This is a genomic window from Veillonella parvula (assembly GCF_032550495.1).
Lineage (GTDB): Bacteria > Bacillota > Negativicutes > Veillonellales > Veillonellaceae > Veillonella > Veillonella parvula_G.
Map to the genome: position 1 here is coordinate 1 of NZ_JAWFZJ010000012.1, position 2,325 is coordinate 2,325.

Annotated in this window: 2 protein-coding genes and 1 pseudogene; all 3 read right to left on the reverse strand. The window is 37.4% G+C overall.

What is annotated here, in order from left to right; translation table 11 throughout:
• Nucleotides 1–184: 184 nt before the first annotated feature.
• Complete coding sequence (locus E6X37_RS10270; protein ID WP_004698525.1) at nt 185–1,459, reverse strand: SLC13 family permease; 1,275 nt, start codon at nt 1,457–1,459, stop codon at nt 185–187.
• Nucleotides 1,460–1,586: 127 nt separating this feature from the next.
• Nucleotides 1,587–1,784: pseudogene (locus E6X37_RS10275) on the reverse strand (hypothetical protein); the annotation flags it as partial.
• Nucleotides 1,785–1,985: 201 nt separating this feature from the next.
• The coding region (locus tag E6X37_RS10280; protein ID WP_353799503.1) for a cupin domain-containing protein at nt 1,986–2,325 on the reverse strand (340 nt) is incomplete at its 5' end.

Sequence of the window (2,325 nt, forward strand, 5' to 3'; positions counted from 1 at the left end):
GTAGATTGAAATAAAATTTTGTCAAAACTCAATTAATATAATTAAAAGGACTGTCCTTTTGTTGACTTTATTATAAGTTAATTGAGATTTAATTTCAGTGTCTATAGCAACAGAATTGAAATAATTTTATATAAATAAAACCGCCACCAACGGTGACGGTTTAGTATGACTCACCTATATAAAATTACGGGTTAAATGGGAATAAAATTGGCAATAATACAAAAGAAACGATGGCAGATACAATAATCAATGGTACGCCAGCTTTTACATAATCCTTAAAGCTGTAACCCGCCACGTTATACACCATAGCATTTGGAGGCGTGCCCATTGGTGTAGCATATGCAAGAGAACTGGAAATAACGATAGCTACGAGAATCGCTTTTGGGTCAAAGCCTAATTGAGATGCCAAGGACAAGCCGATAGGTGCCAACAATGCAACGTCCGCTGTATTGGACACAAAGTTTGTCATGAATATAGACAAGAAGAAAAGCACTGCTAACAAGACCAATGGGTTAGGTGTCTCACCCAAACCATCAACGATAAGGTTTGCAATAAATGCACCTGCGCCGGATTTTACCATTGCTGTACCAAGAGCCAAGGAACCTACAAACAACAGAATTGTCTTCATATCGATAGACTTAACAGCCTCTGTTTCAGTAATAACCCCAGTTGCTACGATAACAAGAGCACCTACCCAAGCGCTAACAGCCAAAGATACACCGATTTGTTTTTCAAAAATCATAGCCGCAATAGTCAATACAAGCACCAAACCTGCTGTCCATTTTTTCCACATTGGAACATGATCAAAGTCAGCATTTTTTTGATAGTTTGCATCAGGCTCACGAGTTGGAACCTCTGGCACGAAACGTTTGCCAATGAATGCATAGAATAGAGTGCCGATGATAAGTATAGGTAAACCTACTTCACCATAAGCGAAGAAACTAAAGGAACCAAGACCAGCCTCTTGTAAATTAGAGTTTGCAATCATATTACCAGGGGAACCAATCATAGAAATATTACCACCCATAGCGGCTGCAAATGCGATTGGCATTAGGAATTTAGTTTGGTTGAAACCACCCTTTTTACAAATACCGATGACAACAGGAATCATAACGGCTGCCGTACCTGTGTTGGACAAGAGACCAGACATAATACCTGTAAGCATCATGATAGCGATAATAAGGATTGTTTCGTTTTTAGCAAATTTATTAACAACATCACCTACATCAACAGCAACACCTGTTTCAAAGAAAGCAGCACTGATAATAAACATAGCAATGAATAAAATAACATTAGAGTCAACGAAGCCTTTGAAAGCTTCCGTTGCGGTTAATACACCAGAAAGATGCAAACCAACGGCTACAATCATAGCCGTAATAGACAATGGAATCTTCTCCAATGCAAACATGACGATTGCAAATACGAGGAATCCCAATGTAACAGCAACACTATAATCCATGAGAACTTTCCTTTCATGGTAGTCATACACCTATAGTATATAGATATAACTCAGTGATGTAAATCATATAATTTTTTTATAATGAATATTTTTCATATATCTACAACGCTAGATAATACCTTATATATTAAAAGGGGCACAGAATTGGCAATAATACCAATACCACAATACTAGATACAACAATAAGTGGTACACTAGCTTTCACATAATTCAAAAAGCTATAGCCAGCTATATTGTAAACCATAGTATTGGCAGGCATACCAATTGGTGTCGCATATGCCAAGGAACTAGCAATTACGATAGCCGCGAGCACTGCTTTTGGATCTACTTTCGTGCTCATCGTAAACCTCCAGCAGGACTTCCTTTTCTAGACCTCTAAAATAAAATCTATTAAATATGTTAACGCCTCTCCATAATTTTATTGTACTCTTTTTTACAAATATAACTATCTAAATTATATATTTTTCTAACGGAATATAAAAATACACCCCTTATTAATCCAAGGGATGCATTCATTATGATATATTTATTTAACGACGGTCAACAGCATCTTGAAGTTTTCTCGGGCATCGAGGCTATGAGGGACTTCAGAAGGCATGATCAATGTTTCACCAGCTTTCACATTGTATTCCACATCACCGACGACGATATGTGCCTCTCCATCGAGGATTTGCACAATCGCATCGCCTACAGTTACATGCGTTGAGATTTCTTCGCCCTTTGGTAACGCAAATAAGGTAATACTGAGGCGTTCATTTTGGGCTATAGTAATACTAATCACTTGCCCTTCTTTATACTCTAAACAATCGCCTAGATGTAAAATTTCGTTGACTGGGATATTTTTTGTGAAAGTCTTACTCATAGAA

What these genes read in the sequence shown, in the direction of transcription:
- E6X37_RS10270 (WP_004698525.1), bottom strand. Translation starts at nt 1,459, where the DNA reads ATGGATTATAGTGTTGCTGTTACATTGGGATTCCTCGTATTTGCAATC.